Raw genomic sequence first — 26,356 nt, forward strand, 5'->3', positions numbered from 1 at the left:
ATCACCCGCTGAGCAGCGGGATGATCCAGTTGTAGGTTTGCGGCACCAGGGTCACCACGACGGTGAGGATCAACAGTGCGATCAGGAACGGGATGATCGCCACCGACAGCTTCGCCATCGATACCTTGCTGATCGACATCGCCACAAACAGGCTGGCGCCGACCGGCGGTGTTGCCAGTCCCAGCGTGAGCGCCAGCACCATGACAACGCCGAAGTGCACCGGGTCTACGCCAAAGCTCAGCGCTGCGGGCAGTAGCACCGGGGTGACGATGATGATCGCGGGGACCGGGTCCAGCGGCATTCCGATGATCAGCAGCAGCACCAGCACGATCAGCAGGAACACGGTCTGGTTGTCGGTGATCGACAGCATGAACTTGGCGACCAGCTGGGGCAGTTGCGAGTAGGCCAGCGCCCAGTTGAGCACGGCCGACGCGACGACGATGATCATCACGACCGCGGTCATCACGACCGATGAGCGCAGCACGTCGATGATTTTGCGGATGCTCAGGGTGCGGAAGACGAACACTCCGACGACGAGGGCGTACAGCACGGCGACGGCCGCCGCCTCCGTCGGGGTGAAGACGCCGCCCAGGATGCCGCCGATGATCACCACGGGCATGAGCACCGCGATCAGCGCATCGCGCACCGAGAGGGCCAGGTCTTTGCCTTTGAGGTCCTGCTCGGCCGTGAGCTTCGGGGTCACGAAGCCGTACCGCTTGAGCAGGATGTAGTTGGTGATCATCACCGCGACGCCGATACCGATCCCTGGAATGATGCCCGCGAGGAACAGCTTGCCGATCGAGGTCTCACTCTGCACCCCGTAGATGATGAACGGGATGCTCGGCGGGATCACCGCGCCCATCAGGGAGGCGGTGGTGATCGTGGCGGTGGAAAACTCGCGCTTGTAGCCATCGCGCTCCATCTGCGGGATCATCGTAATGCCGACTGCGGCGAGGTCGGCGGCCGCCGCCCCGCTTACCCCTCCGAAGAGCATCGACACCAGAACGGCCACCTGGGCGAGTCCGCCGTATACCCGGCGCAGCATGATCCGGGCCAGGGTGACGAGCCGTTCGGTGAGGCCGACCTCGTTCATCAGGTAACCGGCCAGCACGAACAGCGGGATCGCCATCAGAGTGAAGTCATCCATGCCGGCGAAGAGCCTTTGCGCAACGATGGACAGCGGCACCTCGGTGGCGAACATGATGTACAGGGTTCCGGCGCCGATGATGACCACGGCGAGCGGAACGCCCAGCGACATCATTCCGACGAACCCGCCGAGCAACACCGAGGTCATGCCAGCACCTCGCGTTCAGGATCACGGTCATGGGGAGGGCGGAAGACCCGCACCAGGGATTGCAGCGAGAGCAGCCCGAACCCGACCGGGATGGCGAGGTAGATCCAGGCGATCCCGATCTGCATGGCGGGGCTCACCTGGTGGTTGGCGAAGTTCCCGGCCGCCGCCTGCGTCCCGAACCATGTGACCAAGAGGCAGAACACGAGGGTGACCGCCTCTCCGATCCGGCGAGCCAACGGTCGCGTGATTCCGGGGATGTGGCCAAGAAGCGAGTTGATCGAGACGTGCTCGTTCCTGCGGTGGGCACTGCTCAGACCCAGGAACACCAGCCAAATCGCCATGTACCTCACCAGTTCCTCGCCCCACAGCAGCGACGAGTTGACGACGTAGCGGAAGAACACGGCGAGGATGACGACGGCGAACAGCCCGAACAGCAGGGCACAGCACGCGACAACGACGAACCGGTCCACGTACCCGAGGGCGCGGTCGAGCTGCTCGATGAGCCGAACGGCGCGCCGCAGTGGGGGCGGTGACACGCCCTCGGGCTTGTGGACCGGTCTCGCGATCACTGACGCAGGTCCAGGATTCCCTTGAGGATGTCTTCGGCGGCGAGGTCCTTGGCCCACTTGTTCCAGACGGGCTTCAGCACCTCGAGGAAGGCTTCCTCATCGATCTCCGAGATCTGCACCCCGGCATCCTTCACCGCCTTGATGGCGTCATCCTGGATGTCTTTGAAGGTTTGGCGTTCGAATGCCGCGGCTTCTGTCATCGCCTTGGTCACGGCATCCTGCTCCGCCTTGTTCAGCGACTTCCAGAACGAGTCAGACATGATGACCGGGCGTGGTTCCGCGAGGAATGCGGCGCTGGGTGAGGTGGCGTGCTTCACCAACTCGAACAACTTCATCGAGTTCACCGAGCCCCAGTCGAGGGTCGCACCCTTGACGACGCCGGTCTGGATGCCGGTGTACACCTCGCCGTAGGGCATCGGTGTCGGGTTGGCCCCGAGCGCCTGGAGGGCGGCGGCGAGCGCCGGGTTCTCGATGGCGCGCAGCTTCAATCCCTTCATGTCGGCCGGAGTCTTGATCGCCACGTCGGTCGTTTCGATCGAGCTGTCGCCGGTGCTGAACCAGTCGAGCACCTTGAACTTGCCCTGATCCTGGATCTTGCCCGCGAGCTTGTCCCCGATCGGCGATTCGATGATGCGGTTCATGTGGTCCTGGCCCTGGATCATGAACGGCATCTCGAGCAGGTTCATGATGGGGGCCAATGTGGCTAGTGCGCCGGCGCCGACACCGAGGTGCACCGATCCGGTGAGGATCGACTCATTGATGTCCCGTTCTCCGCCGAGTTGCCCGCCTGGGTAGACCTTGACGGTCATCTTGCCGTCGGTTTGCTTCTCAAGGAGTTCCTTGAACTTCAGCGCGCCCGCCTGGTAGGGGAAGGATTCTGCGGTGATGTGCGCGAAGACGAGACTGTGGCTGCCGATCTCACCGTCGCCATCCGCCTTCGCCCCTTCCCCAGCTGTGCCGGAGCACGCGGTCAGAGCCAACGCGGAGACTGCCAGTGTCGCTATCGCGGCACGCCTGAACCTTTTAATCAATGTTCTTCACGTCCTTGTGTTCTTCGGATGCCGCAAGCGGCGCTAGGTGCGGAATTGGATGCGGTACTCGGTGGTGCGGATGCTTGTTACGTTCAGGGCGTACCTCAGCTCAGCAGACCAACCTGAACGAGCGTCTTTCGGATCTCCTCCTTTTCCTGGTCGGTGACGGCGGGTTCCGGCGCCCGCGCGGTGCCGTTGGGGATGCGTCCCAGCTGCACCAACGCTTCCTTGACGCGGGCGATGAATGAGAAGGTCGTGTTGCCCAGATCCCGACTGAACGTGTTGACCAGAGGAACGATTTTCGTGTTGGCGTGCTCGATGGCGGCGGTGTGGTCGCCGGAGTCGATCAGCCGGTTCAGTTCGGTCCACAGCGGGACGCCGACGTTGCCGATGCCGACCATCGAGCCGTCCGAGCCGTAGAGCAGCATGCTGACCAGTGTGTAGGTGTTGTTGTCGGCGTAGAGCAGCTTCCGTCCGGCGACCGCCTTGAAGTCGGCCTCGTAGACCTCCATCTCGACGGCCTCCTTGAAGCCGATGACCTTCTCGATCTCGCTGAGCCTGGCGATCGTGCTCGCCGGATAGGTGAGCCCGCTGGACCTCGAGTACTGGAATACGGTCATCGGGAGGCCGACGCCGGCGGCGAGGTCGGTGAAGAACTTGACCGCAATCTCCTCGTCACGAAGGAATCCGCGACGGAGGATGTTGTAGAACGGGGAGTTGATCTGCAGCGCGTCGACACCAGCCTCCTTCAGCTTGATGCCGAATTCGATCGTGTCTTTCGTCGAGGTCGGGCTGATTCCACTGATGACGGGGATGCGACCGTTCACGGTCTCGGTGACGGCGCGCACGACGCTGAGCTGCTCGTCCCGGTTGAGGCCGCCGCCTTCACCGCTGTATCCACAGGTGAGGATGCCGTTCACCCCGGGCACGCCGACGACATATTCCACGTACTCCCGCAGCGCCGGAAGGTCTAAGGACTCGTCCGCCTTGAACGGGGTGACTACTGCCGTGACGACGCCCTTGAGGTCCATGACCGACATTCCTGCTCCTTTGCGAAAACTGCGAAAACGATTGTGCGATTTCAGCGAGCATAGTGGAGCGCCGACTTGAAAGTCAACATGGCAGATTTCTCGGGTTCTTGGCGGCCTCGATCGCGCGACGTTTGCCATCCCGAGAGGATGCGCGCCCGCGCGTTGATCTTGATCCGAGGTGCCGGGGCGCGTAGAAGGGGGTGCGAATCACACAAATTTCCAATATCCTATAGGAAAGACGGTAGGAGATGGATGTCGTGACGCGGCTCTGGAATGATCCAGCGGCATTCGCCGATGAGACGGTGAACGGATTCGTTCGTGCCAATGGGCGGTGGGTTCGTGCCGTGAAAGGCGGCGTCTCCCGCTCGACCCGATCGGCGGAACCCGAGGTGGCTCTGGTGGTCGGCGGCGGATCCGGCCACTACCCGGCGTTTGCGGGTCTTGTGGGGCCAGGTCTCGCTCACGGCGCCGCGATGGGGAACCTCTTCGCCTCGCCATCCGCGCGACAGGTCGAATCCGTGGTGCGAGCGAGCGAGCAGGGCAGGGGCGTCCTTCTGAGCTACGGGAACTATGCGGGGGACGTGCTGCACTTCAGCGCCGCACAGGAAGCCGTCCGCGCGGATGGCATCGACTGCCGCACCGTTACTGTGACCGACGACATCTTCAGTGCCGCACCCCAGGAGAAACACAAGCGTCGCGGTATTGCGGGCGACCTCACCGTGTTCAAGATCGCCGGCGCCGCCGCAGCATCCGGCTATGACCTTGACGGCGTCGAGCGCGTGGCCGTGCTGGCGAACGAGCGAACGCGCTCGATGGGAGTCGCCTTCACGGGGTGCACCCTTCCGGGAGCGGACGCTCCCCTATTCTCGGTTCCTGCCGGTCGCATGGCGGTCGGACTCGGAATACATGGCGAACCCGGAATCGACGAGATCGATATCCCCAGTGCCGATGGGCTCGCGGAACTGTTCGTCGAGCGCCTCCTTGCCGCGGTTGAAATTCCGGACGACGTCAGCGCCCAAGGCGCGCGGGTCGTTCCCATTCTCAATGGGCTCGGCTCGGTGAAGAACGAAGAACTCTATGTCGTGTTCGCGCGCATTGCGGAATTGCTCGAAGCCACCGGCATCTCCGTCGTGGATCCCCAGGTTGGTGAGTTCTGCACCAGTTTCGACATGGCGGGGGCATCGCTCACCCTGCTGTGGCTCAACGATGAACTGGAGTCGCTCTGGCTGGCTCCTGCAGACACTCCGGCGTTCCGCACCGGGGCGATCGATTCCGGCTCCCTGAGTCACGTCGATACCTCCATGCCGGAGACGTCAGAAGAGTCGGTCCCACCAGCGTCGGGCGACTCGCGCCGTGCCGCAGCGCGCGTGTGCGATGCGCTGGCCGCCGTGCGCGAGGTAATCGATGAAAACGCGGAGGAACTGGGCCGCCTCGATGCTATAGCCGGAGACGGCGACCATGGAATCGGAATGCAGCGGGGGTCGATCGCTGCCTCCGCAGCAGCCGCGGCAGTCCTGGGCCAGCGCGCCGGCGTTCAAACGGTGCTCACCCGGGCGGCGGATGCTTGGTCGGATCGTGCGGGCGGCACTTCAGGAGCGCTGTGGGGCGTGATCCTGCGGACTCTCGGCAACACTCTCGGCGACACCGAGGCGGTCTCGCCCGCATCCGTTGCGGCTGCGGTGTCAGCCGCAACGCGGGCTGTGATGGAGTACGGCCAGGCAGTCGTCGGAGACAAGACAATGGTCGACGCGCTCGTTCCTTTTGCACAGACGCTGGCCGAACGCGTCAGTGCCGGCGAGCCCTTTTCGGCGGCCTGGACCGCAGCAGCCACTGCCGCATCGGCAGCGGCCGATCAGACTAAAGATCTCATGCCCCACCTGGGTCGCGCACGCGCGCACGGTGACAAGGCGCTGGGCGTCCCGGATCCCGGGGCCGTCTCGTTCGCCCTCATCGTCGAACGGCTGCGCACGTTGCCGACAGTCCCCACGCACTGAACAAGAAGGAGAATCATGACAAACAAGTGGCGCATTGTGGTGGGGTCGGACGATGCCGGCTTCCAATACAAGGAAATCATCAAGAAAGACCTCGAAAGCAACGAACTCGTGGCCTCGGTCGCGGACGTTGGCGTCGACGCGACAGGACACACGAACTATCCGACCATTGCGACCACTGCCGCCGAAATGGTGGCGCGCGGTGAGGCCGACCGTGCGGTGTTGATCTGCGGAACGGGACTCGGCGTGGCGATAGCGGCGAACAAGGTACCCGGCATTCGCGCCGTCACCGCCCACGACGGTTATTCGGTCGAACGCGGTGTCCTCTCTAACAACGCACAGGTGCTCTGCATGGGACAGCGGGTGGTCGGCATCGAGCTTGCCCGGCGCAACGTCCGCGAGTGGCTAACGTACGTATTCGATGAGACCAGTCCTTCCAACGCCAAGGTGCAGGAGATCTGTTCGTACGAGGGCGTGTGACCGCGCCCGCGCCCGCCCGCACGCGATACCTCATCGGGGTAAGTCTGAAAATGTACTTCAGCCACGCCCGAACCGTCGAGTGGTGTCGCGCGGTGGCAGAGATTGCGCGTGCCCACCCCGCGGTGGCCCGTGAGGAGGCGGAGTTGTTCGTCATCCCCGGTTATCTCTCGGTGCCGGCGGCGCGACAGGCCCTTGGTGACGATGTTGCCGTTGGTGCCCAAGATCTCAGCGTCGAAGATGTCGGCGCGTTCACCGGGGAAGTCAGCGGGGCAACCATCGCCGAACTCGGATGCAGCGTGGTCGAAGTCGGGCACGCGGAGCGCCGCCGACTGTACGGAGAAACCGACGACATAGTTCGGGCCAAGGTTGCGGCCGCGATCCGAAATGGCCTCACCCCGGTGCTGTGCATCGGCGAAGCCACACAAGGCACTGCGGAGGAGGCCATCAGGCAGTGCATTCGTCAGTTTGACGATGCTACGTGCACTGTGCGGGGTGCCGGCGATTTCGGGAGGATCATCGTGGCATACGAGCCCTTGTGGGCGATCGGTGCCGTCCAGCCGGCGACGCCCGATTACATCCGCGCAGTCTGCGGCCCGCTGCGGAACCACCTGATCAGACAGACGGATGCTGCTCACTCAGCCCTGATCTACGGTGGCAGCGCCGGCCCTGGCCTCCTCACCGAGATCGGCGACACGGTAGACGGCATCTTCCTCGGTCGCTTTGCCCACGACCCCGCCGCGGTTGCACAGATCCTCGACGAAGTGCACGCGCTCGCGGCATCGACTGCCGCCCGCTGATAACATCTGCATTCCGGAGGTATGGATGTCGCAAACCATCAGCCCGATCAACGCAGGAGTCGCTCTCGAACGCCGAGGCCTGCGGGATCGCGTCTATGAGCTCGTTCTGGACACGTTGATGAGTCCCGACATCGAGCCCGGGGCACGCTTGTCCATCGACACCGTCGCTCGCGACCTGCACGTGTCGCCGACCCCGGTTCGCGAGGCGCTCGTGCTGCTGGAACGCACCGGCCTAGTGACTCGGGAGGCGCACAAAGGCTACCGCGTGTCGCCCCCGATCTCGGACGGACAACTCGAGGCCTTGTTCGACGCCCGACTCGTGCTCGAGGGTGGCGCCACAGAGCTGGCGGCGGCGAACTCGGCCGCAATCGTCCCCGCGCTCGAGAACGCCTTGGTCGCCCACCGAGAAATCACTGGCCGCGTCAAGAGCGCGGCATCGGCCGGCGAGATTCCGGTCGAGTTGCTCCGGGAGTATTTCGCCATCGACTGGAGCTTTCACCGCCTCATCTTCGAGGGCACTCACAACCCCTTCCTTCTCGACATGTCGGAATCGATCTCGACCCGGGTCCACCGGATGCGTCAGACTGTGCACACCGGCGTCACCGACGCGGACGACGCCGTGACAGAACACACGGCGGTCCTTGATGCGTTCAAGGGCGGAAACCCAAGGGTTGCCGCCGCGGCGATGCGTGACCACATTGAACGGGTGCGCGTGCGGTCACGCTCAGACTCCAAGGCGACATAACAGGGCTTGGGCCGGCATGAAAAAAGTCGGGTCGAGCAACGAGGCTCGACCCGACTTTTCTCTCCCTGACACCAGCCAGCGTGGGCGAAATCAGTCGGCGGGCACGGTCTCCAGGAAGGCGTCCGCCTTGGCGGCCCTGAAGTACTTGGTGCAGAACAGCATCGCCGCGGCGAGGAACGCGAACACACCGAGCGAGATGATGCCCCATACCCCGCTGTCGGTCGGAACCGCGGCGTTGATAGAGGTGCGCATGATCGGCGCCACGAATCCACCGAGGTTTCCGAGCGAGTTGATCATGCCGATGCCGGCCGCAGCGGCCGTTCCCGTCAGGAAGGCCGTCGGATAGGCCCAGGTGATCGGTCCGACGGTGAGGAAGCTCGCCACGGCAAGAGTGATGAACAGGATGCCGAGGATCGGCTGATTGTTCGCGCCGGCCCAGCCGGAGCCCAGAATAAACAGGCCGGTGGCGATGAAGAACCAGGTACCCCAGTTGCGCCGACGGAGCACGGTGTTCGCATGCTTGCCGAAGTAGTAGCAGGCGAACAGGCCGACGAACCACGGGATGCCGGCCACGAGCCCGACCTGCCAGCCGACCTTCTGGCCGATCAGGTTCGAGACCTGTTGCGGCAGGTAGAACGTGGTTCCGTACACCGCGATCTGCAGGCAGAAGTAGATGATGGTGAAGTACCACACCTTCCAGCTGCCCATTGCCCGCCAGATCCCGGTCGGCCCATCCTGGGTGCGAACGGTGTTCTCTTTGTCCATGACGGCGAGCAACGCTGTTTTTTCGTCCTCATTGAGGAACTTGGCCTGTTGCGGGTTGTTGATGAGCAAGAAGGCGGCGACGATGCCCGCGATGATCGCGAGCACGCCCTCACCGAAGAACATCACCTGCCAGCCCTCCCACGGGGTTACCGTGTCACCGAAGCTGATCAGTCCGCCGCTCAGCGGAGCGCCGAGCATCTGTGACAGAGGCTGGGCCAGATAGAAGATGGCGAACATCGCGACGCGCACCTTGTTCGGGAACCAATCCGCCAGGAACATGATGATGCCGGGGAAGAGCCCGGCCTCCGTGACGCCGAGCAGGAACCGGAGCACGATGAACATCGTGTCGTCCGTGGTGAAGGCGAACGCCGCCGCGACGATTCCCCAGGTGATCGCGATGCGCGCGAGCCAGAACCGTGCGCCGAACTTCTTCAGCAACAGGTTGCTGGGGACTTCGAACAGTGCGTATCCGATGAAGAAGATGCCGGCGCCGAGTGCGAACGCTCCGTCGGAGACGCCTCGATCCATCCTGAGGGCTTCCTCGGCGAAGCCGACGTTCGTGCGATCGAGGAACGCGACGAAGTAGAGCAGGACAAGCATCGGCATGAGGTGCCGCGCTGCCTTCGAGATCGCCGACTTGAGCACCGGTTCTTGCAGTACGTTGCTCTGGCTGGCAACAGGGGATGAAATGGACAAATTCTGCTCTCCTTTGAGTGGGTGGTGCGTGGGTGGTGGGGTCAGCCGAACAGGTGGGGGAAGATCATCCAGATCCCGGCCCCGACGAGGATGACCCCGATGACGAGGAAGAGGATGCGTCCCTTGGACCAGGGCCCGGAGATGTCGGTCATGTTGTGCTCCTAATTCATGTAGAGGCCGCCGTTGACGTTCAGGGTCTGCCCCGTCACGAATCCGGCGTCCTCGCTGATGAGATAAGAAATTGCAGCGGCGATGTCCCGCGTGGTGCCGATGCGGGGCAGCACACCGTCGGCCGCCATCGCCGTTTTGCGTTCCTCGGTGAGGGTGCCGCCCATGATGTCGGTGTCGATCGGACCCGGCGCGACCACGTTCACGGTGACCCCGGCGGCGCCCAACTCGCGGGCGACGCTACGCGAAAAGCCGATGATGGCGGCCTTCGACGCCGAGTAGACGGTCTTGCTGAACGTTCCGCCGCCGCGCTGCGCCGAAACCGATGACAGGCTGACGACGCGGCCCAGTCCGTGCTTGACCATTGATTCGACGGCACGGCGTGTGGCGTAGTGCACACCGTTCAGGTTGATGCTGATGACCCGGTCCCATTCCTCTGGCGTTACCTCGAGGTACGGCACCGGGGAGGACACGCCGGCGAGGTTCACCAATGCGACGACCTGCGGCAGTGTGGCCTCCAGTTCGTCGAAGGCGGCGCGCACCTGACTATCGGATGCGACATTGGCGCCGGCACCGGCGGCCTGAACGCCATGCTCCTGCGCGATTTCGGCAGCGACCAGCCGGGAGGCGGCCGCGTCGAGATCGATGATGCCGACGTTCCAGCCGAGCGCCGCCAGATAGTGGGCCGTTGCCCTACCGATCCCGCGCGGGGACGCTGCCCCGGTGAGGATCACGGTGCGGGATTCAGGGAAGGTCGTCATCGATGACTCCGTTCTGATGTGGTCGAGTGGTTACTTCGAGACCGTGCTTGGCGCGTGGATGGGCGCTGGGCCGAGGTCATCCATGAGCTTCTTGATGGCGACGTACGCCTTGTTGCGGTACGCGACGAGTTCGGCGGTGCGCTCGGCGGGAACGTCCAGATAGCCGGCGCCCGACTTCGTGCCGAACTTTCCGGCGTCCACCAGTTCCTTCAGCGACGCGGGGGTCGCGAACCGCTCCGGCCAGCGGGTCTGCAGCGACGCGTAGCAGAACGAGTACACATCCAGACCCGCCATGTCGGCGATCGCGAACGGTCCGAACACCGGAAGCCGGAAGCCGAAGGTGGTCCGGACGATCGTGTCGATGTCTTCCGGGCTAGCGACGCCCTCTTCGACAATCTGGGTCGCCTCGTGGAACAGGGCGTACTGCAGCCGATTCAGCACGAAGCCGGTCGAATCCGTGATTCGCGCCGTCTCCTTGCCGGTGGCCGCGACGATCTCCTCGACCAGCGCGATGGCCGCCTCGGTCGTGCCGCCGTGCGGGATCAGCTCGACGCCGGGGATGAACGGCGCCGGGTTGGAGAAGTGCACGCCGAGGAATCGTTCCGGACCCGCCACCGCGGTCGCCAGAGATCCGATCAGGATCGTGGACGTGTTGGACCCGATGATGGCGTCGGGCCGGGCGGCCGCGCTGATCCGCCGTAGCGTCGCGTGTTTGATCTCGATCTTCTCGGGGACCGCCTCCTCGATGAAGTCGGCACCGGTGACCGCCTCTTCGATCGATGCCGCGGGCGACACGTTCGCCCGGATGCGCTCGACCGCGTCGACCGGGAACAGGCCGTCGGCGACGAACTGCGTCGCCTCCTCGATGAGCCGTTCGTAGTTCTTCTTGGCGATCTCCTCGGAGATGTCCGCGATGCGGACGGTGGCACCGGAGAGCGCGAGCACCTGGGCGATGCCGCCACCCATGTATCCGGAGCCGACGACGGCGACGGTGCGGTTGGTCATGACGCTCCCTTACTTCGCTGCTTTGGGCAGCAGTGTGCGGATGTACTTCTGATTGGCGGCGCAGACGCCGAGGCTGTCCCCGCCGTAGTGCTCGGCCAGCACGATCCCGTTGAAGCCGAGTTCGATCGCGTCGTGGAACACCTGGCGGTAGTTGATCAGGCCGTCCCGCAGCGTGGACGGAACCGACGTCGCCCACGATCCGTCGGCGGCTTCGTCTCTGGTGTAGTTCTTGACGTGCCAGTAGTTCGCATAGGGGAGGGTCTTGGCGTACAGCTCCCGCCAATCTTCGACGGGGCGGTGCAGGCGGATGAGGTTGGCGACATCCGGGTTCAGTCCGACGTTGTCCAGCCCGACCGCCTCGACGAAACGCACGGCGCTGTCCGCGGTGCCGAGATAGGTGTCTTCGTACAGCTCCAGGGCCATCGGCAGACCGACGGATGCTGCGTGCTGCCCGAGTTCCCGGATTCGGCTGACGGCGGCGTTCCAGACCTCGGGGTCGTCCGGGTCCTTCGGCCCCTGCGCGGTCCAGAACCAGAGCGCCTTCCTCTGCGCCTCGCTGTAAGGCTGGTGCAGTCCGGTCGAGAAGACCTGCATCCCCCATTCGGCTGCGGCATCGATGGTGCGGTGCGCATAGGCGAGGTTCTTCTCCTCGTGTCCCGGCATGATCACGCTCTGGCGCTGCAGGTGCACGGACGGGATGCCGACGCCGTGCGACTTCGCAATCGACAAGAATTCGTCGCGGCGGGAGGGCTCGAGGTCCGCGGGGCGAACATGGCTGTCGGCCAGTTCCGCCAGAGTGAATCCTGCGTCGGCGATCTGGGTGAACATGTCGTCCCAGACTTCGGCCGGAGCGTCGTGCAGGGCGATGCCGTTCTTGTCGACCGGGGGAAACGCGTGAAGACAGGTGGCGATGGGCCAAGTGTCCGCTGTGTATGGGCCCTGTGCGGCCATGATGCTCCGTTGCTTCTCGGTGTTACTAAATACGATAGGAAAGATCCTATAGGAAATAGTATGCGCACGTCTCGGTTCGTGCAAGATGCCTGAAGCTACCGGTTGTAAGCCGGCATCGGTCCCCGCAGTTCGGCGCCGACGGCATCCGCCGCGTCGATCAGGTCCTGCGGGAGTGGCCCCTGGGTCAGCGCGTGGAGGTTCGCGCGCAGGTGAGATACCCGCGATCCTCCGAGCAGCACCGACTGGACGACCGGGCGCCCGATCGTCCAGCGAAGCGCCAACTCAGCAAGGGGCATGCCGGCATTGGTCGCGATGGTGCTCAGCTTGTCGACCGCGGCGAAGAACCGCGGGTCCCAGTAGCGTGCCCGGTATTCGCGGGCGTTTCTCGCGTCACCGAAGCGTCCGTGGCCAGCGGCGGCGTCCAGGCTATAGCGGCCGGTGAGCATGCCGCCCGCAAGGGGGTTATAGATGGCCGTCGCAAGGCCGGTCGTCAGCGCGTATTCCTGGTATTCCTCTTCCAGCCGCCTGGCCACGACGTTGTAAAGCTGCTGGCTGATCGCCGGCGTCGGGGCACCGACCTCTTTCGCGGTCGCCACTACCTCTGCGATTTGCCAGGCCGAGAAGTTCGACACTCCGAACTGTTTCACTTTCCCAGCACGAAGGAGTTCGGCGACCTCCGATAGTGTCTCGGCCAACGGTGTTGAGCGATCGGGCTTGTGGAGGTAAAGGAGTTCTACCTGATCACGCCCGAGGCGAGTGAGGCTGGCCTCCACCGAGCGGCGCACGTTGCGCGCGGACAGCAGGTGCTCGGTGCCCAGTTCCGACTGCGGCTGGCCGACCTTCGTGGCGAGGGTGATGTCGCTTCGTCGGCCAAGAACCCGCCCGACGATTCGTTCGCACAGGCCGTCGCTGTAGCTGTTGGCCGTGTCAAACCAGGTGACGCCGGCGTCGAGTGCGGTGGCCACGATCTCGGCGGCCGTCGCCTCGTCCACTGTGTCGCCGAAGGTCATCGTGCCCACGATGACGGCCGGGATGGTGCTGGCCATGGCGTTGCCCCTCTCCCCCGTCATCGGGCGTAGGTCTCGATGACTCGGCTGTCGTCTCGCACCCCGAGCCCGGCGTCCGCGGCCAGGCGATAGCGCTCTTGTGCTGCCCTCAGGAGGGGGACCTCGGCGCCGCTGGTGGCGGCGGCCGCCGCCACCAGTCCGCTGTCCTTGACGAAGATGTTGATCGTGCTCATCACCGGAACGTCCGTGCCGCCGAGCATACGTGGACCACGATCGGACAGCATCCAGGAGCCGGCGGCGCCACCGCTGACCAAATCGAGGGCGGATGCCCGGTCCAGCCCCAGGGAATCGGCCAGGTTGAGCGCCTCCGCCGCTGCGACGATGTGGATCGAGCACAGGTGCTGGTTCACAATCTTGACGGCTTGCCCGTCGCCGATGTGATCTCCCACCACTCGCACCGTTCCGAGCACACTCAGAATCGGCGTCACATCCTGGACCGCGGCCGGCTCTCCTGAGACGAAAATGACGAGGTCGCCGGTCTGGGCCCGTGCGACACCACCAGTGACCGGCGCGTCGACCACTCGGGCACCGGCCGCGACGAGCGCACCAGACTGCGATTGAATCGCCTCGGGTCCCACGGTCGACATGATCACCCAGGTCTGGCCCCGGGCCGAGTCGCCGGCCTGCTCCACGAGGGTGGCGAGGTGGTCCGGTGTGGCCACCATGACGATGACGAACTCCGTCCAGGCTGCGTCGGTGATGGTCGCCGCGGCTGCGATCCCCGCGGAGGCGGCGCGCTCGCGTGCGCCCACGGCAGGGTCGACTCCGGTTACCTCGAATTCAGCTCCCGCGAGCTGCAAAGCCATCGGTAATCCGATGGCTCCGATTCCGACGAAGGTGAGAGCGGTCATTGTTCTTCTCCAGATGCTGGGCTAAGGCGGGATGGTTCGGACGGAGCCGCGGTCAAGTCGGCGACGGTAAGTGCCGAGTATTCCGCGAAGTGTTTGCGCATCGCCGCGCGCGCCCGATCCGGCGAGCGTGTGGCAAGCGCGTCCACGATCTCACTGTGCACGTTGTCGGTGTTGATCGAGCCGTCGGGGTTCTTGGCGTCGCGGCGGGCCGCGAAGTCGCGCCGCACCCGCACGTTCTCGTGCAGGACGTGGCTGAGTCCCGCGTTGAGCATGGTGAAGATCGGGTTGTCCACGATGGCGTAGAGCCGGCTGTGGAACGCGAAGTCGGCCTCCAGCGCCGCGTCGTCGTTTCCGGCGATGGATTGGGTCACGATGTCCCCGACGAGTGTCCGCAGTTCGGCGAGGTCCGCATCCGTGACGTGGCGGGCGGCCTCGGCGGCAATCGTCTGCTCGAGCATCTCGCGCGCGCCGGCGACCTGCTCCTCGCTGAGGTAGCCGAGGCTGCGCATCAGGGTGAAGTAGGTTCGGAGGAAGGACGCATCGGGCGTATCGATGGAGGTGCCCTGCCCCTGCCGGCGCCGCAGGATCCCGAGGCTCTCCAGCGTGGCCAGCTGTTCGCGCAGGGTCCCGCGGCTGACGTCCAGCGCGGCGCACAGTTCGCGCTCCGGCGGGAGGTTGCGGGAGCCCGCATCCCCCGGGACGCTGAGCCCGATGAGCCGCTCGACGAGGTCCTCGAGTCGATCGGCCATGTGCCCCCTCGCAGATTCCGTAATTGGTCAAACCAATTTGTACGATCACCGTATGACAGCGCCGCGGCTGTGTCAACATTGGCTTGACCAATCCCTGGGAGGGAAGAGCATGAAGACAGTCGTCCTGGACGATGATCCGACGGGCACGCAATCCGCGACCGGGGTGACCGTTCTGCTGGAGTCGAGCGCCGACATCCTCACCGCCGCGCTGCGGGACAACGACAGCGTCTACGTGCAGACGAACTCGCGTGCCATCAGCGAAACGGAAGCGGTCGCACTGGTGAGGCGGGTGCGCGCCGACGCGCAGGAGGCCGCCGCCCGGATACACGCCGACCTGCGCTTCGTGCTGCGCGGCGATTCCACCCTGCGCGGGCACGTCTTCGCCGAGAGCGAGGTGTTCGCCGCCGGGGACTCCATCATCGTGTTCGTCCCGGCCTTTCCCGATGGAGGCCGCACCACCATCGACGGGGTGCATCGGGTGCTGATCGACGGCCGGCAGGTGCCGGCAGACCAGACCGAGTACGCGCAGGATCCGGTGTTCCCGTTCGGGCATGGTCGCCTGGACGAGTACGTCGCCGAGAAGTCGGATCGGCCCCCCGTGCTCGTGCCGTTGGGGAAGGTGCGGGCCGGCGCGTTGGCCGGCACCCTGCGCGATGTTGCGCCTCGGAGCGTCGTGCTGCCCGATGTCGCCGACAACTCCGACATCGACCTGATCGCCGAGGCGATCACCGCGGCCCAGCTTGCGGGTCGCGATATCGTCGTGCGCTGCGGCGCGCCGCTGGCGGCCGCCCTCGCCGGGGTGCGCAGCGTCGGACTCCTCGACACGCCGCTGGTGGCGGAACCGCGTGCCACCCTCCTGGTCTGCGGCTCCCACACCAACGGGGCCACGAGGCAGTTGGCGCCGGTCGTCGCCGCCTGGGGTGAACCGGCCGTCGTCGACACGGAACTTTCGCTATCGGACAGCGCCCAAGCAGGCAACAACGTCGCCGCCGCGGCATCCGCACAGCTGAACGACCGGGGCCTGGCCATCGTGATGAGCGAGCGCACGCGGTCGAGCGAGCACAACACGCTGGAGCATGGGCGGCGGGTCATGGAGGCCCTCACTACCGCCGTACGCAGGATCGCGCCGCAGGTCGACGTCGTCGTCGCCAAGGGCGGAATCACCTCAGCCGATGTCGCGCGGATCGGCCTCGGCGCTCGAACGGCGCGGGTACTCGGTCAAGTGCTCCCGGGGATCTCGGTCTGGGACCTCCGGGCGTTCGATGGACACCGAGTGCTCTATGTCGTCGTGCCGGGCAATGTCGGCGGCCCCGACACGTTGACCGACGTGCTCGCCGCCGTCGGCTACCGCTGATCCCGCTGGTTGAGTAGCGAGCGCCAGCGCGAGCGTATCGAAACCGAGCCCCCGTCGGGTCGTCTGCGCCTGCTGGTCACGGCCGGTGCCAGCGAAGGCGCGCGCGTCGACTACCGGGTTTACGCGCGCAGTTCCTGCAGGACGGCGTCGAGTTGCCCGATGGCGTGGTCGAGTTCGTCGGCGGTGATCACCAGTGGCGGGGCCAGCCGGATGGTGGACCCGTGCGTGTCCTTGACCAACACACCCCGGTCCATCAACAGTTCACACACCCGCCGGCCGGTGGCCAGCGCCGGGTCGATATCGATGCCCGCCCACAGGCCCGCCCCGCGCACCGCCAGCACCCCGCGGCCGATCAACGCGGTTAGCCCGTTCTGCAGTCGGGCGCCCAGCTCCCGGGCCCGGTCCTGGAACTGCCCGGTCTGCAACAGGCCCACCACCGCCAGACCCACCGCGGCGCCCAACGGGTTCCCTCCGAAGGTGGACCCATGCTCCCCCGGCCGCAGCACCCCCAGGACATCCTGGTTGCCCACCACCGCGGACACCGGCACGATCCCACCCCCCAGCGCCTTACCCAACAGATACAGATCCGGCACCACACCGACCAGATCACAGGCGAACGTTGACCCGGTACGGCCGAGGCCGGACTGGATCTCATCGGCGATGAACAGCACATTCCGATCCGTGCACAGTTCCCGCACCGCGGGCAGATATTCCGCCGGCGGCACGATGATGCCCGCCTCACCCTGGATCGGCTCAAGCAACACCGCCACCGTATCCTCATCGATGGCCGCAGCGATCGCCGCCACATCGCCGTACGGCACAGACCGGAACCCCGGCGTGAACGGGCCGAAGTCGTCGTGAGCGACCGGATCGCTGGAGAAACTCACAATCGAGATCGTGCGTCCATGAAAGTTGCGGTCCGCAACAACGATGTTCGCCTTGCCGGCCGGCACACCCTTGACGCGGTAACCCCACGCCCGAGCCACCTTGAGGCCGGATTCGACCGCCTCGGCTCCCGTGTTCATCGGCAACACCATGTCCTTACCCGACAAGGCCGCCAACGCCGCCACGAACGGGCCGAGCCGGTCGTTGTGGAACGCACGACTGGTCAGGGTGATCCGGTCTAGCTGAGCGTGCGCCGCAGCGACGAGCGTCGGATGCCCGTGCCCGAAATTGATCGCGGAATACGCGGCCAGGCAGTCCAGGTAACGCCGACCCTCGATATCGGTCACCCACGCACCCTCACCGTGGGAGACCACCACCGGCAACGGATGATAATTGTGCGCCGCATGCTCAAACTCCACCGCAATAGCAGCACCGGTCTCGACAAGCTCGACCACCGGACGCTCGACCACCGGAGCAGGCTCGACCAGCGGATTGGTCGTGAATGTTGCGTTGTTCATACTTCTCCTTGGACGGGCCCCCGCGGGCCCATTTCCGCCCCTACTTGGCCGCGGCCACTTTCTCTTCGATGATTTGGAGCTCGTGCGGAAGGCTGTGCAGCACTTCATGCCCCTGTTCGGTTACCAGAACCAGGTCCTCGATCATGACCGCGCCGGTGTCGGATGAGTAGGCAGGGGTTTCCACCGCCAGCACCATGCCGGGCACCAGCGCGCGCCGCTCGGTGGCGCTGATGAAGGGCGGCTCCTCGTGGAAGGTGTCGATGCCCGTCGAGTGCCCGTAGTGGCCGCGGGTGAACCGCGGGTATCCGTGTTGGCGGATATGGGTTTCCGCCGCCCTGAAGATCTCCCGAATTTCCACGCCCGGCCGAATCTGTTCCCGCGCCAGGCGGTGTGCCTCCTGCAGTACGGAGTAGAGCATTCTCACCTTGGGTGTGACCTCTCCGTAGGCGAAGGTGCGCCCACCGTCACTCCGATATCCGCCCACTGTGGTTCCGCAGTCGAACTTGATCAGGTCCCCCGCGGCAAGCCCGCCGCCGGACTCGGAGTCCACGCCGATCTGGGTGCCCGAGCCGACGGACGGCAGCACCCAGTTGTCGGAGTAGCCGCGGTAACGCTCGGATTCCATGGCCCGCGCGGTGACTCCCATCGCATATCGCAGCCGGATATCTGCCGCCGTCAGACCGGGGCGCAGATCCGAGACGGCGTACAGCATTCCGGCTTCCGATAGCTCCGTGGCCCGGCGTAGTCGCTCGACCTCAAAGTCGAACTTGACGCTGCGGATTTCGTACAAGTCCTGCGTCATGTCGACCCACCGCAGCTGCGGCGCGAACGCCGCCACTCGCTCGGTCGTGTCGTGCAGCATGTGGCGCAGGTCGGTGCCGATTCGGGATGCCAGCAGCCCGCGGTCGGCCAGGATGGCGCGCAGCAGCTTGTCCTGCTCGGCCTCCTCATACTGCGCGGGGCGCACCAGCTCCGACCCGGCCTGCGGCGCCTCCGACTGCAAGTCGGAGGCGTCGCGCAACTCCACCCACATGCGATACGAGCGCACGTCCCGAATTCCCGAAACCCTTGCGGCCTGCTCAGCTTCGAAGTCGCTGATCAGGATCGCCGGTTCCAGTGTCGGATCGGTGGGCACGAGCACCATGACCGTGCCCAGCATCCGCCACCACTCCATCAGGAAATAGCTTTGGAACCCGGTGGTGTAGAACACGTTCGAGGGTGTGTAGGCCAGGTACGCGTCAACGCCTCGTTCTTGTGCCCGAGCCCGGATCGCTGCTAGTACCTCCGCACGGACAGAGATCCCTGGAACGCTCGTTGACATGGGGTGCTTAGCCTTTCGACTTGATCGTCTTGATGATTTGCGGAACGCCGGCGTTGTTGAACTTGACAATGTCGAACAATCCGACGGATGGCTCGCCGGCGGAGTTCAGATCCAGCGGGCCTGAGACACCCTGGTAGTTGATGTCCTTTCCGGATTTCAGCAGCGCCAGGCACTTCGCGAAGTCCGAGCACTCCTCACCCGGTGCGTTGCTGATGGTGTACAGCGACTGGGCGATCTTGCCCGGAGCATCCGAGTTCGCCGCGACGGCGGCCAGGGCGATGGAAATCACGCAGTCGTAGTGGTACGGCGAGAAGTTCGTCACCGCGAGGCCGGGGTTGGCCGCCACCAGGCGCTTGATGAACTCCGGGTCGTTCTGGGAGGAGGCCTGGGTGGCCTGCATGCCTTCCAGCACGCCGGGAGATGCCTTATCCACCGTGCTGGCCAGCGTGCCGAGAGACATTCCGTCGGTGCCGAACAGCTTGACCTTGTCCGGCCCCATCCCGGTCTCGATCAGCGAGCGGATGATGGCGGTTCCCTCCTGGAAGGCGATCACCACCACGGCGTCCGGTGACGCGGTCTTCACCTTGGACACTTCCGCGGTGTAGGTGGTGGCGGCGGGGTCGTACGGCACTTCGGCGACGATTTCGGCGCCGGATGCCTTCAGGTTTTCGATCAGCGAGCTGCTGAGGCTCTTGCCGTAGTCATCGTTGCGCACCAGCACCGCAACCCGGGAGGCGCCCTCGCCGATCACCGCCTGGGCCAACACCGGGCCCTGCTTGATGTTCGGCGGAATCGTGCGGAAGTACAGGCCATGGCTGTCGTAGTCGGTGAACGTCTTGCTCGTGTTGGCGCCGGCGCACTGCAGCACACCGGAGCCGGTGATCTTGTCGATCACGGACAGCGAGATCGCCGAGGACACGGGCCCGATGATCGCGTCGGCGCCCTGGCCGAGCAGGCGGTCCACTGTCTGGCCGGCGATGGTCGGATCACCGGCTTCATCGCCGCCGTTCAGGGTCACCTGGGCGCCGTTGACGCCACCGGCCTTGTTGATGTCGGCAAGCGCGAGCTTCACGGCCGCGATGATGCCCGTTCCGAGTCCGGAGAGGGAGCCGGTTTCCGGCAGCACGTAGCCCAATTCGAGGGTGCCGTTGCCGGGCAGGGTGGAGACGATTTGCCGGGCGTCGGCGGCGGAGGGGGAGGCGCTGGGCGAAGCTTTAGGGGATGCCGTGGGCTGGGCCGGCGCAGCACTGCACGAGGACAGGACCACGACGGCGGCAGCGACGATCGAAATCGTCGTGTAGCGGTTGATTCTCATTTCACTCCATTTCTTGGCGCGAGGTGTAGGGGGTTCCCTGTAGCCTCCCGTGGCCCGATTGCGAAGTCCAATATCAAATGTTGACTTGGTGATATGCGGCAGGTATAAATGGGCCGTGCAGATTCGCCGACTGAAGTACTTCATCGCCGTAGCCGAGGAACTCCATTTCGGTCGCGCCGCGGCCCGACTGCACATCGCTCAGCCGCCACTGAGCCAGCAGATCCAGCGGTTGGAGGAGGAACTAGGTCTTAGCCTTTTCGACCGGGATCGGCACAGCGTGCGGCTGACCCGCGCGGGCAAACTGCTGCTCCTCGAATCCCGGCGAGCGGTGGCGCAGGCCGAGCGAGTGCTCTCGGTCGCCAGGGACATCCGCACCGGCGAGGCCGGCCAGGTGCGCATCGGTTTCGTCGGCAGCTCCCTGTACGGCGGCATCCCGGCCATGATTCGGGAGCTTCGGATGGTCTCCCCCGACATTCGCATCACCGCGGTGGAGATGGAGACCGGAGCGCAATTGACGGCCCTGAACGAGGATGTGATCGATCTGGGCGTGGTGCGCACCGCCACGGTGCCCGACCCGCTGGCGTTGCAGATCGTCACCTCCGATGACCTCGTGGCCGCGCTGCCCAGCGATCATCGGATCGGACCGCGGGAGGTGGTTCGTCTTTCCCAACTGGCCGAAGACCCGTTCGTGCTGTTCAAACCGGAGAACGGGCTGGGATTCTGGGAGCTGGTCGTCAGCTCCTGCGCCGCTGCCGGGTTCACCCCGCGGGTGGTCTACGAAGGCGAGCACGTGCACACCATGATCGGGATGGTGGCGGCCGGAGTGGGCGTCTCGCTGGTGCCTGAGCCGGTGCGGTCGCTGAAGATCTGGGGGGTGCGCTACGCCCGTCTGGCCGAACCGGCGCCCCGCCTGCCGTTGGCGCTGGCGTGGGATCCGCATCGCAGCTTCGCGGCGCTGGACCGGGTGATCGAGGTATTCACCGCGGTGGGACCGCGGCTGCGGGCCTCCGCCGCGCAGCGCTGATCAGCGAAGCGTCAATCGGCCGCGCTTATCCAGTCATCGGACTCACGCCTCGGCAGCGCTGCCCCGTTCCTTTGCGGCGCCGTCCGCGCGCGAACCCAGCCGTCCAAGGTAGAGCTCGACCACCACCGGATCGGTCAGCAGTTCGGTTCCGGTGCCCTCCACCGCGTTGCGCCCCTGATCGAGCACGTAGCCCCGATCGCAGATGCGCAGGCACCGCCGGGCGTTTTGTTCCACGATGACCATCGACAGCCCGTCGCTGCGCAGCTGGTCCAGCAGCAGGAAGATTTCCGAGGTCGCCTTGGGCGAGAGCCCGGCGGAGGGTTCGTCCATGAGCAGCACCTGGGGGTCGCCCATCAGCGCCCGGGCGGTGGCCAGCAACTGGCGTTCGCCGCCGGACAGCGAGCTGGCCTTCGCCTTGAAGCGTGCCTCCAGACTGGGAAACAGCGGCCTCCAGCGCTCCCAGGATGCGGCGTATCCGGCGACGTTGCCCAGCGCGCCCATCTTGAGGTTCTCCTCAACACTGAGGCGGGCGAACACGTTGGCCAGCTGCGGCACGTAGCCGACACCCCGCCGGGCCAGCCGCACGGTACGGGTTCCCGTGACCTCATCGCCGTTCAGCAGCACCCGGCCCGCCCTCACGTGCACCTGACCGAGGATGGCCTTGAGCAGCGTCGACTTCCCGGCGCCGTTGGGGCCGAAAATACCGATGATCTCACCGGGTCGAACGGACAGGCTCACCTCGGTGATGATGTTGAGGCCCTTGACGTATCCGGCCGTTACGGCATCCAGTTCCAGCATCGCCGCGTCACTCATGCCAGACCACCGCCTCATCCGGTTCCGCATCGCTGCCCAGATAGGCCTCCATGACCTCCGGCGCCCGCATGACCTCGTGCGGGGTGCCGCTGACCAGCACTTTGCCGGCGGCCATGCAGACGACGTGGTCGCTGATCTCGGCCACGACGTCCATGTTGTGTTCCACGAACAGCACCGTCGCCCCCTGGCTTCTGGTCCACAGGATGTGCTCGATGAGCGACTCGGCCAGCCGCGGGTTGACCCCCGCCATCGGTTCGTCGAGCATCAGCAGCCGCGGCCGGCACATCAGGGCCCGGCCCAGATCCAGGAGCTTGCCCTGGCCGCCGGACAGTTCGCCGGCCGGCGAGTCCGCGAGCGCCTCTAGCTTCAGCCGTGCCAGCAGTTCGCGGGCCCGGTCGGCGTTCTCGGCTTCGCGCCGTCGCCAGGACGGGCGCGAGAACATGGCGCGCATCCAGTGCTCGCCCGTCTGGTCTTGGGCCGACAGGAGCAGGTTTTCCATCAGGCTGAGGGTCGCGATGGGCCGGGCCGCCTGGAACGTGCGGATGATCCCTCGGTCGGCCAATTCGTGCGGCGCCCGGTTGCTGATGTCCTCACCGTCGAAGGCCCACTCGCCCTTGCCGCCCCGGTCGAACCCGGAAATGACATTGAACAGGGTGGACTTGCCGGCCCCGTTCGGCCCGATCAGGGAGGTGATCGAGTTCGGGGTGACGCTGATGTCGTGCACATCCACGGCCACCAGCCCGCCGAATTGGCGACGGGCGGAGCGCACGTGCAGCAGCGGCGGCGCGGTGTCAGACCTGTTCACTGCCCACCGCCCTCCGCTGCTTGGCACCCAGGATGCCGTTGGCTCGGAACAGCATGAACAGCACCAGTGCCAGCCCGACCAGGATGAAGCGCACCGCGCCACTGTTCAGCCCGCCCGCGAACACGCCGTCGAGCCCACCGGCCGAGACCGCCTGGCGCAGCAGCGAGTCCGCGCCGGAGGCCAGGAACCAGAACAGCATGGCGCCGAGGATCGGGCCTCCGAGCGTGCCGCGGCCGCCGAGCAGCAGGGCGGCGAAGGCGAAGAAGGACAGTTCCGAGCTGAACGCATCCGGGGTGATCGACTGCGACGACACGGTCAGCACCATCCCGCCGAGCGCCGCCAGGCATCCGCCGAACACCAGCGCCTGCATCTTGTAGGAGTACACGTTCTTGCCGAGCGCGCGGGTAGCTTCTTCGTCATCACGGATGGCGCGAAGGATGCGCCCCCACGGGCTTCGGATGAGGACGAAGGTGACGACGAAGAAGACTCCGACCAGCAGCCAGCCGACAAGGGCGATCCAGACCTGGGTTCCGGTCATGGATAGGCCGAGGAGCGAAAGTTCGCCGCTGCCGAACGGGTTCGCGGCGTAGAAGCCGCGGGCGTACTGTTGCACGCCCAGCACCCCGTTGGTGAGCGGTTCCGCGCCGGCGCTGCGGAAGGTGAGCCGGAGGATCTCGGCGGCGCCCAGGGTAGCGATGGCCAGATAGTCGCCGCGCAGCCGGAGGGTGGGGATGCCGAGCAGCAGGCCGAGCACGATCGCTCCGGCCAGGCCGACGAGGACACCGACCCACAGCGGCAGGCCGAAGTTGGTCACCGACAGGGCCACCCCGTAGCCGCCGATCAGCATGAAGCCCACCTGGCCGAAGTTCAGCAGGCCGGCGTAGCCGAATTGAAGGTTCAGCCCCATGGTGACCAGGGCGAAGGCGGCGGCCTGCGGGCCGATGGAGGAGCGGAGCGCGTCGCCGAGAACAGCAAGGATGTCCATCAGCCCACCCGCTCCCGTTTGCCGAGGATGCCCTGCGGCCGAACCAGCAGGGTGAGGATCATCAGCGCCAGCGCCCACACCACCTGCAGCTCGCTGTCGAAGAACATGGTGCTCAGCTGGGCCAGAATGCCGATGACCATGGCCCCGATGAAGGCCCCGAACGCGCTGCCGAGGCCGCCGAGGATGACCGCGGCGAACATCAGCAGCAGCAGGTTGAGGCCCATGGTCCAGCTGACCAGTTCCTGCAGTCCGTAGAAGATGCCACCGGCCGCGGCCAGGGAGCCGCCGAGCACCCACACCAGCACGCCGATGCGTTCGGAGTCGATTCCGGATGCCTCGGCCAGCACCCGGTTGTCGGCCACCGCCCGGATCTTGGTGCCGATGCGGGTCTTGGTGAGCATGAGGGCGACGGCACTCAGCACCGCGAGGGAGAGCACCAGGATGATCGCGTCCCGGGGTGTGATGCTGAACGGGCCGAAGGTGATCGCCCGCTGCAGGGAGTATTGGGCGTAGCTGCGTGGGGCGCCGCCGAAGAACATCAGGACGAGCTGTCGAAGGATCAGCGCGACGCCGATGCTGGCGATGAACATCGAGACCAGGCCGACGCCGCGTCGTCGCATCGGTCGCCACAGTCCAAGTTCCAGTGCGCCGGAGAAGGCGCCGACGAACACGATGGCGATCGCGGCGGCCAGCAGCAAGTGAAGTCCAGCGGCGTTGAGCACCCATGCCGATACGGCGCCGAGGGTGACGAGCTCGCCGTGCGCGAAGTTGATCAGGCGCGTGGCGCCGAAGATCAGCGACAGGCCGACGGCAGTGACGCCGATGAGGGCGCCGAAGCGGATGCCGTCCAACAGGTGCTGGGCGAGGGAGGCGAGCCAGGTGGTGCCGCTTTGGGCGGCCTCGCCGAGGCTGAACAAGACATTCTTCGTCGCGCCCTCGGCGATTTCGACCGCGCGATGATCGGGAGTTCCCTCGCGGATCCCGACACCGGAGGGCAGGGTGCCGGTGCGGATCGCGACGTCGTAGGTGCCGGGTTCGGTGAGTGGGATGACCCAGCGCCCGTCCTTGCCGGAGCGGGCCTCCCCTGCCTCATCGCCTTGCTTGGTGGCCACGAGCACGACGTCGGCCACCGGATTGCCGCTGCCATCAATGAGGCGGCCCTGCACCTGTTCGCCGGCGGCGAAGGCTGCGGGCGCACCCACCAGGAGGAGGGCGAGTGCGGCGAGGAGCACCAGGATCGCTCGAGGAACTACCCTCCGGCCGAACACTCGTAATCTCACCTGGAAGGCAACCTTCGTTCGTTGTCCTATCACCGGCGATAGGAGTGTCCGGCAAAGAGCGCGCTGGTCCGGCGCTAGTCCAACAGTCAACCGCATGCTGTCGGGGCCGTCCAATACAGATAACCCAGCCCGTGATATTCGAATGGTCTCAAGGCTCGCTCCGTGCCACCACTTCGCGCTCGATCATCCCGCGGGACCTTATTGGGCGGTTGACCTCATCGTCCCGGTGATTGAGCTTGGACTCCACTGAGCCTCGACTCCACCGAGCTTGTCGAAGTGTCGAAGTGTCGGTGACCTCAGTTGGTTTGCCGTCGTCGTTTGCGATCGATTTTGGCTTGTCGGAGTGTGGCGGACCTGCCGGTGGGGTACCACTTTCCGGTGTTGTCGAGCCAGGGTGGATACTTCACTTCGGGCAGGCCGTTGACTATTCGGAACGCCCAGCCGGAGGTGTCGAGGGTTCGGTGATGAAACCAGCAAACAACTAGGCCGTTGTCGGTGTGGGTGGGTCCGCCGGTGGCGGCGGGGTCAACATGATGGATTTCGGACAGGGCTCCGGGCATGTGGCAGCCGGGGTGCAGCATTCCCCATCGCGGAGGATGGTCGCTCGGCGTTGCTGAGCGGTGAAGATACGTTCCGGAGACCCCAGTCCGATGATCCGGCCATCATCGTCGAAGACGATCTGTTGCACGCCGCCGGTGCAGGTGAACTGGTTCACGGCCCGCATCGAGATGGGGTTCTCGCCGATGTATCCGCAACCTTGGCCGGTTTGCAGGTTTTCCAGGGTGACGGCCACCGCCACCACCGGGGCGGCACCACCCAGTTGCGGCATGTCCAGGCTGCGGCCGGCAATGTCCACCACCCCGGCGAACACGTCATGCCGTTGCTGATCCCGAGACCGGGGATCCGCGTCCCGGCCGGCGGCCATCGCTTCCTCCACACTGAGGAAAGTGGGTGCGGTTTTCGGCGACAGGCAGGCGTCCATGATTGTGCGAAGTTTCGCCGCTACATCCGGCAGCAGTGCCCCGCGGATACCGACCAGCCCATCGCGTTCCCTGGACAGGTGCAGGTTGCGTTGTCGCATCGCCTGCTCCTAGTGGGCTGACTG

25 protein-coding genes are annotated in these 26,356 nt (G+C 65.6%); 6 read left to right on the forward strand and 19 right to left on the reverse strand.

Going from position 1 to position 26,356, the window contains the following annotated elements:
- Position 1: 1 nt before the first annotated feature.
- From ABFX56_RS08155 to ABFX56_RS08170, 4 genes are all read right to left on the reverse strand, one after another.
- Positions 2-1,294 carry a TRAP transporter large permease gene (locus tag ABFX56_RS08155; RefSeq protein ID WP_346232753.1) on the reverse strand — a complete coding sequence of 431 codons (1,293 nt, stop codon included), beginning with the start codon at positions 1,292-1,294 and terminating at the stop codon, positions 2-4.
- Positions 1,291-1,830 carry a TRAP transporter small permease gene (locus ABFX56_RS08160; RefSeq protein ID WP_346232754.1) on the reverse strand — a complete coding sequence of 180 codons (540 nt, stop codon included), beginning with the start codon at positions 1,828-1,830 and terminating at the stop codon, positions 1,291-1,293. Before ABFX56_RS08160 ends, ABFX56_RS08155 begins: the two co-directional genes overlap by 4 nt.
- A gap of 29 nt (positions 1,831-1,859) precedes the next feature.
- Positions 1,860-2,894: a TRAP transporter substrate-binding protein gene (locus ABFX56_RS08165; protein WP_346232755.1), complete on the reverse strand. Its 1,035-nt coding sequence runs from the start codon at positions 2,892-2,894 to the stop codon at positions 1,860-1,862.
- Between the two features lie 104 nt (positions 2,895-2,998).
- Positions 2,999-3,934 (reverse strand): dihydrodipicolinate synthase family protein, encoded by a 936-nt coding sequence (locus ABFX56_RS08170; protein ID WP_346232756.1) that lies wholly within the window; start codon positions 3,932-3,934, stop codon positions 2,999-3,001.
- Between the two features lie 248 nt (positions 3,935-4,182).
- Here ABFX56_RS08170 and ABFX56_RS08175 point away from each other — a divergent pair, with 248 nt between their 5' ends.
- Genes ABFX56_RS08175 through ABFX56_RS08190 form a run of 4 tightly spaced genes read left to right on the forward strand, consistent with a single transcriptional unit; the run spans position 4,183 to position 7,938 of the window.
- Positions 4,183-5,919 (forward strand): dihydroxyacetone kinase family protein, encoded by a 1,737-nt coding sequence (locus ABFX56_RS08175; RefSeq protein WP_346232757.1) that lies wholly within the window; start codon positions 4,183-4,185, stop codon positions 5,917-5,919.
- 15 nt (positions 5,920-5,934) lie between these two features.
- Positions 5,935-6,396, forward strand: a complete 462-nt coding sequence (locus ABFX56_RS08180) for a ribose-5-phosphate isomerase (protein WP_346232758.1) — start codon at positions 5,935-5,937, stop codon at positions 6,394-6,396.
- Positions 6,393-7,193 carry a triose-phosphate isomerase family protein gene (locus ABFX56_RS08185; RefSeq protein ID WP_346232759.1) on the forward strand — a complete coding sequence of 267 codons (801 nt, stop codon included), beginning with the start codon at positions 6,393-6,395 and terminating at the stop codon, positions 7,191-7,193. The genes ABFX56_RS08180 and ABFX56_RS08185 overlap by 4 nt, the downstream gene beginning before the upstream one ends.
- 25 nt (positions 7,194-7,218) lie before the next feature.
- Positions 7,219-7,938 (forward strand): GntR family transcriptional regulator, encoded by a 720-nt coding sequence (locus ABFX56_RS08190; RefSeq protein WP_346232761.1) that lies wholly within the window; start codon positions 7,219-7,221, stop codon positions 7,936-7,938.
- 90 nt (positions 7,939-8,028) lie between these two features.
- On the opposite strand, the gene ABFX56_RS08195 is transcribed toward ABFX56_RS08190, so the two are convergent.
- The 7 genes from ABFX56_RS08195 to ABFX56_RS08225 form a co-directional block, all read right to left on the reverse strand.
- Positions 8,029-9,393, reverse strand: a complete 1,365-nt coding sequence (locus ABFX56_RS08195) for an MFS transporter (protein ID WP_428834427.1) — start codon at positions 9,391-9,393, stop codon at positions 8,029-8,031.
- 167 nt (positions 9,394-9,560) lie between these two features.
- Positions 9,561-10,328 carry an SDR family NAD(P)-dependent oxidoreductase gene (locus tag ABFX56_RS08200; RefSeq protein WP_346232763.1) on the reverse strand — a complete coding sequence of 256 codons (768 nt, stop codon included), beginning with the start codon at positions 10,326-10,328 and terminating at the stop codon, positions 9,561-9,563.
- 30 nt (positions 10,329-10,358) lie between these two features.
- Positions 10,359-11,333, reverse strand: coding sequence for a 3-hydroxyacyl-CoA dehydrogenase family protein (locus ABFX56_RS08205; protein WP_346232764.1), 975 nt, complete (start codon positions 11,331-11,333; stop codon positions 10,359-10,361).
- A 9-nt stretch (positions 11,334-11,342) separates the two neighbouring features.
- Positions 11,343-12,284 (reverse strand): sugar phosphate isomerase/epimerase family protein, encoded by a 942-nt coding sequence (locus tag ABFX56_RS08210; RefSeq protein WP_346232765.1) that lies wholly within the window; start codon positions 12,282-12,284, stop codon positions 11,343-11,345.
- A 95-nt stretch (positions 12,285-12,379) separates the two neighbouring features.
- On the reverse strand, positions 12,380-13,330 hold the full coding sequence (locus ABFX56_RS08215) for an aldo/keto reductase (protein ID WP_346232766.1): 951 nt from the start codon (positions 13,328-13,330) through the stop codon (positions 12,380-12,382).
- A gap of 20 nt (positions 13,331-13,350) precedes the next feature.
- Positions 13,351-14,202 (reverse strand): NAD(P)-dependent oxidoreductase, encoded by an 852-nt coding sequence (locus ABFX56_RS08220; protein WP_346232767.1) that lies wholly within the window; start codon positions 14,200-14,202, stop codon positions 13,351-13,353.
- Complete coding sequence (locus ABFX56_RS08225) at positions 14,199-14,951, reverse strand: FadR/GntR family transcriptional regulator (RefSeq protein ID WP_346232768.1); 753 nt, start codon at positions 14,949-14,951, stop codon at positions 14,199-14,201. The genes ABFX56_RS08220 and ABFX56_RS08225 overlap by 4 nt, the downstream gene beginning before the upstream one ends.
- A 109-nt stretch (positions 14,952-15,060) precedes the next feature.
- On the opposite strand from ABFX56_RS08225, the gene ABFX56_RS08230 reads away from it, so the two are divergent.
- Positions 15,061-16,305, forward strand: a complete 1,245-nt coding sequence (locus ABFX56_RS08230) for a four-carbon acid sugar kinase family protein (RefSeq protein ID WP_346232769.1) — start codon at positions 15,061-15,063, stop codon at positions 16,303-16,305.
- 119 nt (positions 16,306-16,424) lie between these two features.
- Here the strand turns inward: ABFX56_RS08230 and rocD are convergent, their stop codons facing one another.
- From rocD to ABFX56_RS08245, 3 genes are read right to left on the reverse strand one after another with little or no spacing between them, the layout of a single operon-like run.
- Positions 16,425-17,708: an ornithine--oxo-acid transaminase gene (gene rocD, locus ABFX56_RS08235; protein ID WP_346232770.1), complete on the reverse strand. Its 1,284-nt coding sequence runs from the start codon at positions 17,706-17,708 to the stop codon at positions 16,425-16,427.
- Positions 17,709-17,748: 40 nt separating this feature from the next.
- Positions 17,749-19,029, reverse strand: a complete 1,281-nt coding sequence (locus ABFX56_RS08240; protein ID WP_346232771.1) for a M24 family metallopeptidase — start codon at positions 19,027-19,029, stop codon at positions 17,749-17,751.
- 7 nt (positions 19,030-19,036) lie between these two features.
- Positions 19,037-20,344, reverse strand: coding sequence for an ABC transporter substrate-binding protein (locus tag ABFX56_RS08245; RefSeq protein ID WP_346232772.1), 1,308 nt, complete (start codon positions 20,342-20,344; stop codon positions 19,037-19,039).
- A 115-nt stretch (positions 20,345-20,459) separates the two neighbouring features.
- Between ABFX56_RS08245 and ABFX56_RS08250 the strand changes: the two genes are divergently transcribed.
- A complete protein-coding gene (locus tag ABFX56_RS08250) occupies positions 20,460-21,368 on the forward strand; it encodes a LysR substrate-binding domain-containing protein (protein WP_346232773.1) in 909 nt (302 codons plus the stop codon).
- 42 nt (positions 21,369-21,410) lie between these two features.
- On the opposite strand, the gene ABFX56_RS08255 is transcribed toward ABFX56_RS08250, so the two are convergent.
- The 5 genes from ABFX56_RS08255 to ABFX56_RS08275 all read right to left on the reverse strand — a co-directional run bounded on the left by ABFX56_RS08255 (position 21,411) and on the right by ABFX56_RS08275 (position 26,332).
- Positions 21,411-22,181 (reverse strand): ABC transporter ATP-binding protein, encoded by a 771-nt coding sequence (locus ABFX56_RS08255; RefSeq protein ID WP_346232774.1) that lies wholly within the window; start codon positions 22,179-22,181, stop codon positions 21,411-21,413.
- Entirely contained in the window at positions 22,174-22,986 is an 813-nt protein-coding gene (locus ABFX56_RS08260) for an ABC transporter ATP-binding protein (protein WP_346232775.1), read from the reverse strand. Before ABFX56_RS08260 ends, ABFX56_RS08255 begins: the two co-directional genes overlap by 8 nt.
- Positions 22,973-23,971, reverse strand: coding sequence for a branched-chain amino acid ABC transporter permease (locus ABFX56_RS08265; protein ID WP_346232776.1), 999 nt, complete (start codon positions 23,969-23,971; stop codon positions 22,973-22,975). Before ABFX56_RS08265 ends, ABFX56_RS08260 begins: the two co-directional genes overlap by 14 nt.
- On the reverse strand, positions 23,971-25,251 hold the full coding sequence (locus ABFX56_RS08270; RefSeq protein WP_346232777.1) for a branched-chain amino acid ABC transporter permease: 1,281 nt from the start codon (positions 25,249-25,251) through the stop codon (positions 23,971-23,973). Before ABFX56_RS08270 ends, ABFX56_RS08265 begins: the two co-directional genes overlap by 1 nt.
- A gap of 481 nt (positions 25,252-25,732) precedes the next feature.
- Positions 25,733-26,332 carry a DUF222 domain-containing protein gene (locus ABFX56_RS08275; protein WP_346232778.1) on the reverse strand — a complete coding sequence of 200 codons (600 nt, stop codon included), beginning with the start codon at positions 26,330-26,332 and terminating at the stop codon, positions 25,733-25,735.
- Between the last annotated feature and the right edge of the window lie 24 nt (positions 26,333-26,356).

The organism is Parafrigoribacterium mesophilum, from assembly GCF_039652555.1.
GTDB lineage: Bacteria > Actinomycetota > Actinomycetes > Actinomycetales > Microbacteriaceae > Parafrigoribacterium > Parafrigoribacterium mesophilum.